Origin of the sequence: Lentzea sp. (assembly GCF_035525475.1) — a bacterium.
GTDB lineage: Bacteria > Actinomycetota > Actinomycetes > Mycobacteriales > Pseudonocardiaceae > Lentzea.
In genome coordinates this window covers 46,402-53,605 of the sequence record NZ_DATLEC010000244.1, presented here as the reverse complement: position 1 = coordinate 53,605, position 7,204 = coordinate 46,402, and the positions used below count along the sequence as shown (strand labels likewise).

Genomic DNA, 7,204 nt, shown 5'->3' with positions numbered 1-7,204 from the left:
GCACGTGGTGAGCCGAAGGGTCGGGTGGTCACCGGAGTGGAACAGCACCGACGCCGCAACCGGCTCACCGAGACGGTCCAGGAGCTTGACGTCGGTGAGCGCGTTATCGCTGTTCGGGAGCGCGTCGGGAACGACGTCACCGATACGGATCGTCGATCCATCCGCGGCACGGATGTGACTCTCCGCTGTCACGCAGTAACGCATTGCGGCTGCAGGGTCGTTTCCTGGTGACCCAAAGTTACCGTTGCCGTCGATCAGCGGATACCGCAGCGACCACGGCTGGGCGAGCCGCACAAGTGTGTCGTAGATGGCCGAGTCGCCGTGCGGGTGGTAGTTGCCCATCACGTCGCCGACGACGCGGGCGCACTTGTTGAAGCCGCGGTCGGGACGGAAGCCGGAGTCGAACATCGAGTACAGCACCCGCACGTGCACGGGCTTCAACCCGTCGCGCACGTCGGGCAGCGCACGACCCACGATGACGGACATCGCGTAGTTGATGTACGAGTTCTGCATCTCCTGCTGGATCTCGACCGGCTCGATGCGGTCGTGCTGCGGGGGCAGAGTCGTATCGGTCACTGTTCTCTTTCCTTCTCGCCGGAAACGCCAGGGTGCCCAGAAACCAAGACCGGACTAGATGTCCAGGAACTTGATGCTCTTGGCGTTGCGGGTGATGAACGAACGGCGTGCCTCGACGTCCTCGCCCATGAGCACGCTGAACAGCTCGTCGGCGGTGGCCGCGTCGTCCATGGTGACCTGTCGCAGGATCCGGTTGGCCGGGTCCATCGTGGTCTCCCACAGCTCCTCGGCGTTCATCTCACCGAGACCCTTGTACCGCTGGATGTTGTCTTCCTTGCCGAGGCGCTTGCCGCCGGCGAGGCCGTCCTTGATCACGGCGTCGCGCTCGCGGTCGGAGTAGGCGTACTCCGGCTCCGCGCGCTGCCACTTGATCTTGTAGAGCGGCGGCTGCGCGAGGTAGACGTGGTTGTGCTCGATGAGCGGCTGCATGAAGCGGAACAGCAGCGTGAGCAGCAGGGTGCGGATGTGCTGGCCGTCGACGTCGGCGTCGGCCATCAGCACGATCTTGTGGTAGCGCAGCTTCGAGAGGTCGAACTCGTCGTGGATGCCGGTGCCCAGCGCCGTGATGAGCGACTGGACCTCGGTGTTCTTGAGGACGCGGTCGATTCGGGCCTTCTCGACGTTGATGATCTTGCCGCGGATCGGCAGGATCGCCTGGTACATCGAGTCGCGCCCCTCCTTGGCCGAGCCGCCCGCGGAGTCGCCCTCGACGATGTAGAGCTCGCAGCGCTCCGGTTCGGTCGAGCGGCAGTCCTTGAGCTTGCCGGGCAGGCCGCCGATGTCGAGCGCGCCCTTGCGGCGCACCAGCTCGCGGGCCTTGCGGGCGGCGATGCGGGCCTGGGCGGACGACACCGACTTGGTGACGATCGTCCTCGCCTCGTTGGGGTGCCGCTCGAACCAGTCGGCGAGGTGCTCGTTCGTCGACTTCTGCACGAACGACTTGGCCTCGCTGTTGCCCAGCTTGGTCTTCGTCTGGCCCTCGAACTGGGGCTCCTTGAGCTTCACCGAGATGATCGCGGCGAGGCCCTCGCGGATGTCGTCACCGGTGAGGTTGGTGTCCTTCTCCTTGAGGAGCTTCTTCTCGCGCGCGTACTCGTTGACGACGCGCGTCAACGCGGCGCGGAAGCCCTCCTCGTGGGTGCCGCCCTCGTGCGTGTTGATCGTGTTCGCGAAGGTGTAGACCGACGGCGTGTAGCCCGTGTTCCACTGCATCGCGACCTCGACCTGGAGGTCCTCGCCCAGCGCCTCGAAGCCGATGACCTTCTGGTGCACGGCCTCGCGCGTGTGGTTGATGTGGCGGACGAAGTCCTCCAGCCCACCGGGGTAGTGGTAGACGCGTTCCTTCACCGCGGCCTTGTGGCCCTCGGCGTCGGCCTCCTCGTCCGCCTCCGAGACGCGCTCGTCGCGCAGGACGATCGTGATCCCCTTGTTGAGGAACGCCATCTCCTGCAGGCGGCGGGCGATCGTCTCGACGTTGTACTCGGTGGTCTCGAAGATGTCCGGGTCGGCCCAGAAGGTGATCGTGGTGCCGGTCTCGTCGGTGGCCTCGCCCTGGCGCAGCTCGTACGCGGGCTTGGAGTTCTCGAAGCGCTGGGTCCAGACGTACCCCTGGCGCTTGATCTCGACGTCGACGGCGGTGGACAGCGCGTTCACCACGGAGATGCCGACGCCGTGCAGACCGCCGGACACCGCGTAGGAGTCGCTGTCGAACTTGCCGCCCGCGTGCAGCGTGGTGAGCACGACCTCGACGGTGGGCTTGCCCTCGACCGGGTGGACGTCGATCGGGATGCCGCGACCGTCGTCGATCACGCGGACGCCACCGTTGGCCAGCAGAGTGACGTCGACTGTCGTCGCGTAACCGGCCATCGCCTCGTCGACCGAGTTGTCCACGACCTCCTGGACCAGGTGGTGCAGACCGCGCTCGCCGGTCGAGCCGATGTACATGCCCGGCCTCTTGCGCACTGCCTCGAGGCCTTCGAGGACGGTGATCGAGGACGCGCCGTACTCATTCTTCTTAGCTGACACGGGCCTGGAGTCTCCTCGCTGATGCGGGCGGGGCCCGCACGGTGATGGGTGACGCTCCCTGTGATTCTACCGGCCCACCCCGACAGAACGGGGTCAAGGACACCTTTGATTCGGTCACAGAAGCCCTCAAGAACCCCAGGACGGGTCAGGACGGCCGAAACGGGGGTTCAAATCCGCAGGTGAACGCTCATTGAGCCACAGAACGGCCGCTGAGCCCTTGCCAGGACCTCACCCGTAGGTGTCACGCGGACCGCGCCCAGGCGCGTGCCTGGGGCCGTGTCGCCAGCTGGGAGCGTCCGGACCCTTGATCTTGAGCTTCTTGACGACGCCGTTGCCGACGCCCGCGGCGATGCGCTTGATCAGCTCGCGCTGCAGGAGGCGCAGCTGGGTGGCCCACGCCGTCGACGACGCCTGGACCGTCAGTTCCCCGTCACTGAGCGCGATCGGTTTCGCGTGCTCGGCGACTTCCTCTCCCACCAGTTTCGCCCACCGGCCGAAGACCTGGCCACCCTGGAGCTGCTCGACCCAGCCGCGGTCCGCCGCGAGCCTGGACGCGATCCGCCCGAGCGGCTGGGGGTCGCGGTCGTCGGGGCCGGGGCCGGACCAGCGGCGACGCCGGCGGTTGACCGGACGGCCCTTCGACCTGCTCCCCGGCACCCGTCCGCGGGCCTTCGCGCTGGCCTTCGCGGCCTCCAGCGCTGCTCGCGCGAGGTCGGAACCACGGAGTTGTTCACCCTCGGGTGTGAACGAACCTGTGGACAAGTCCGCATTTGTGACGGAGTTATCCACACCATCCACAGACTTGTCCCCAGATGTGTGGGCGGACACACCCGATCGAGCTACATGTGGGGGCTTCGAACCCTCAGCGTCAGGCGTCGAGTCAGACACGCCGCACCTCCCCGCCGTGCACCTCGAACCGGGCACCGCTCAGCTCGTCGGGAACGTCCTCCGCCACCGCCGCGGTGACGAAGACCTGCTCGGCACCAGCCGCCACCTTCGCCAGCTGCTGCCGCCGGCCGCGGTCGAGCTCCGCGAAGACATCGTCCAGCACGAGCACCGGTTCGATGCCGTCGACACGCATCAGTTCGTACCCGCCGAGCCGCAGGGCGAGAGCGAAAGACCATGACTCTCCGTGACTGGCGTAGCCCTTCGCGGGGAGTCGGCCGAGCGTGAGCTCCAGGTCGTCGCGGTGGGGACCGACGAGGCACACGCCACGTTCGATCTCCTGCCGCCGCACCCGGTCGAGCTCGGCCAGCAGCAGGTCCTCGATGCTCTCCCTGTCCTCCGGCAGCTCGCCGACGCTCGACCGGTACGAGATGACCGCCGGGCGCGACTCCGGAGCGACCTCCGCGTACGCCGACGTCACGTGGTCCGCCATGTCGCGGACCAGCTTCATCCGCGCGGCCAGCAGCTCCGCGCCGTGCTGGGCCAGGTGCCCGTCCCAGACGTCGAGCGTTGACAGGTCCGCCGACCGTGAGTGCTTCACCGTCTTCAACAACGCGCTGCGCTGCTTGAGCACGCGGTCGTAGTCGCTGCGTACACCCGCATAACGCGGTGCACGCAACACGAGCATCTCGTCGAGGAACCTCCGCCGGTCGCTCGGATCGCCCCTCACGAGAGAGAGGTCCTCCGGTGCGAACAACACGGTGCGCAGGATCCCGAGCACGTCACGTGGACGGGGCACCGGGCCGCGGTTGATCCGCGCCCGGTTCGCCTTGCCCGCCGTGATCTCGAGCTCCACGAGCAGCTCGCGGTCGTCGTTGACGACGACGGTCCGCACCACGGCGCGCTGGGCGCCGTGGCGGATCAGCGGTGCGTCCGTGGCGACGCGGTGCGATCCCAGCGTCGCCACGTACCCGATCGCCTCGACCAGGTTCGTCTTGCCCTGGCCGTTGCGCCCGACGAGCACCGACACGCCAGGGTCGAACGCCAGGTCGGCGAGCTCCCACGAGCGGAAGTCGCTGACCTGGAGGTGCCTGACGTGCACTCGGACTAGCCCTGGGTGCTGCCGGAACCGGACGACGGACCGGCGAGGTGCACGGAGTGGCCACCGAACTGGTTGCGCAGCGCGGCGACGGCGCGCATCGCGGGCGAGTCCTCCTGGCGCGACTGGAACCGGGCGAAGAGCGCGGCGGAGATGACCGGGAGCGGCACCGCGTTGTTGATGCCCTCCTCGACGGTCCACCGGCCCTCGCCCGAGTCCTCGACGTACCCGCGCAGGTCGTCGAGCTCGGGGTCGGACTGCAGCGCGCGCACCAGCAGGTCGAGCAGCCACGACCGCACGACGGTCCCGCGCTGCCAGGCCGAGATCACGGCGGGCACGTTGTCCACGACGTCGGTCTTGTCGAGTAGCTCGAAGCCCTCGGCGTAGGCCTGCATGAGGCCGTACTCGATGCCGTTGTGGACCATCTTCGAGTAGTGGCCGGCGCCGACCTTGCCCGCGTGCGCGAAGCCTTCTTCGCGCGGGCCCTCGGGACGCAGCGCGTCGAAGATCGGCATCGCCTGCTCGACGTGCCCGGCGTCGCCGCCGACCATCAGCGCGTAGCCGTTCTCGAGGCCCCACACGCCACCGGACACACCGGCGTCGACGTAGCCGATCTCCTTCTGCGCCAACAGGTCCGCGTGGATGCGGTCGTCGGTGAACTTGGAGTTGCCGCCGTCGATCACGAGGTCGCCGGGCGACAGCAGCTCGGACAGCTCCTTCACCGTGTCACGGGTGATGTCGCCCGCGGGCACCATGACCCACACGACGCGCGGCGCTTCGAGCTTGGACACCATGTCCGCCAACGACTCCGAGTCGCTGACCTCCGGGTTGCGGTCGTAGCCGATCACCTCGTGACCGGCGCGACGCACCCGCTCGCGCATGTTGAACCCCATCTTGCCGAGGCCGACGAGTCCGAGCTGCACGGTGTTCTCCCCTAGACGTTTCTCGTTACCCGGTAAGAGGTTTAGCCGGGCAGGCGCACGGGCATCAGCAGGTACAGGTAGCCCGGCGCCACGTTCCCATCCTCGTCCACGGGCTTGAGCAGCGCCGGTCGGCTGGGTGTGGTGAAGGACAAGTGGACACGGGGCGTGCGGACCGCCCCGAGACCGTCGAGGAGATAGCCCGGGTTGAACGCGATCGTGACGGCGTCGCCGGTGTACTCGACGGGGAGCTCTTCCTCGGCCGAGCCCTCGTCGTCGCCACCGGCGGACAGGCGCAGGCCGCCGTCGACGAACTCGAGGCGGACCTGGGTGCCGCGCTCGGCGACGAGCGAGACGCGCTTGATCGCCTGGACGAGCGTGTCGACCTCGATGATCGCGGCGGCCGAGTGCTCGCTGGGCAGGAGCTGGCGGTACTTCGGGAAGTCGGCGTCGAGCAGGCGGGTCGTCGTGCGCTTGCCGGTGCCGGAGAGGCCGAGCAGGCCGTCGTTGGCGGCGAGCGACATCTCGACCTTGCTGCCGGCCCCGCCGAGCGTCTTGGCGGCGTCGCCGAGGGTGCGGGCGGGGACGAGGACGGCGACCTCGCCGAGGGACGCGTCCGGCTCCCACGGGAACTCGCGCATCGCGAGGCGGAAGCGGTCGGTGGCGACGAGGGTCAGCTTGCCCTCGCCGATCTCGACCCGCACGCCGGTGAGCATCGGGAGCGTGTCGTCCTTGCCGGCCGCGACGGCGACCTGGCCGACTGCCTCGCCGAAGACCTCCCCCGGGAGCTCACCGATCAGCTGCGGCATCGACGGCAGGGCCGGGTAGTCCTCGACCGGCATCGTCGGGAGGCTGAACCTGGCGCTGCCACAGGTGATCATCATGCGGGCGCCGTCGACCGCGATCTCGACGGGGTGGTTCGGCAGCGCCTTGGTGATGTCGGCGAGCAGACGGCCGGAGACCAGGGCGCGGCCGCCGTCGGCGATCGTCGCCGGGACACCGACCTGGGCGGAGACCTCGTAGTCGAACCCCGAGACCGTCAGCGAGTCGTCCGACTCCGCGTCGAGCAGCACGCCGCCCAGCACGGGAACCGGCGGACGGGACGGGAGGCTGCGGGCGACCCAGGCGACAGCGTCGGCCAAGCCGTCGCGTTCGACGCGGATCTTCATGAGGCGTCCTTTCCTCGACAGTCGGCAAGCCCCACCACGACAACGTGCCAGTGGGGGTTCAGGGAGCCTCGACCCTCGGCTGACCGAGGTGCGGAGCAACCACGTTAGAGCGTCCTGGCCCTTCCCGTCACTTCGGGGTTCGGGCACCGGTCCCCGGGAACCATCCACCGCTGTTTTGCTTTTGAGTTCTTCATGAGAAGAGAACAAAAGCAGTAACAGTAGGGGCTGTGGATACTGGGGACAGGCCTTGAACCCGCAGGTCAGGGGGTCACCCACCATGGGGACAAAGGGGGGATGGCACCCGGGGACAGATCGGCGCACCCGGGGACAACCAGTTGTGCACAGTTCTCGATCCACAGATCGTCCACAGTTGTCCCCGGGTGCGTCCCCGGGTGCGGGGCAGTTGTACCCGGGTGTTCAACAGGCTTCTGTGGCCGGATCGTGGCCTGGGCCACACACTTTTCCAGTTGTCCCCACCCCTTCGAGTGCGGGGGGCGAACAAAAACCTTCGCCGCGCGGCCGGAACCCCT

The 7,204-nt window shown here is 68.1% G+C and carries 6 protein-coding genes; all 6 read right to left on the bottom strand.

Annotated features, from left to right (window positions below; genetic code table 11):
* Positions 1-576 (bottom strand): DNA gyrase subunit A (locus VM306_RS36890; protein WP_325523340.1); only part of this gene is annotated, 576 nt, incomplete at its 3' end.
* A 54-nt stretch (positions 577-630) separates the two neighbouring features.
* Positions 631-2,601 (bottom strand): DNA topoisomerase (ATP-hydrolyzing) subunit B, encoded by a 1,971-nt coding sequence (gyrB, locus tag VM306_RS36885; RefSeq protein WP_325523338.1) that lies wholly within the window; start codon positions 2,599-2,601, stop codon positions 631-633.
* 228 nt (positions 2,602-2,829) lie between these two features.
* Positions 2,830-3,363, bottom strand: coding sequence for a DciA family protein (locus VM306_RS36880; protein WP_325523336.1), 534 nt, complete (start codon positions 3,361-3,363; stop codon positions 2,830-2,832).
* 118 nt (positions 3,364-3,481) lie between these two features.
* Entirely contained in the window at positions 3,482-4,588 is a 1,107-nt protein-coding gene (recF, locus tag VM306_RS36875) for a DNA replication/repair protein RecF (RefSeq protein WP_325523334.1), read from the bottom strand.
* Between the two features lie 5 nt (positions 4,589-4,593).
* The gene (gnd, locus tag VM306_RS36870; protein ID WP_325523332.1) at positions 4,594-5,508 is read right to left on the bottom strand and encodes a phosphogluconate dehydrogenase (NAD(+)-dependent, decarboxylating); all 915 of its coding nucleotides are present in this window, start codon (positions 5,506-5,508) and stop codon (positions 4,594-4,596) included.
* A gap of 41 nt (positions 5,509-5,549) precedes the next feature.
* Positions 5,550-6,674 carry a DNA polymerase III subunit beta gene (gene dnaN / locus VM306_RS36865; RefSeq protein ID WP_325523330.1) on the bottom strand — a complete coding sequence of 375 codons (1,125 nt, stop codon included), beginning with the start codon at positions 6,672-6,674 and terminating at the stop codon, positions 5,550-5,552.
* Positions 6,675-7,204: the final 530 nt, after the last annotated feature.

What these genes read in the sequence shown, in the direction of transcription:
- dnaN (WP_325523330.1), bottom strand. Translation starts at nt 6,674, where the DNA reads ATGAAGATCCGCGTCGAACGCGACGGCTTGGCCGACGCTGTCGCCTGG.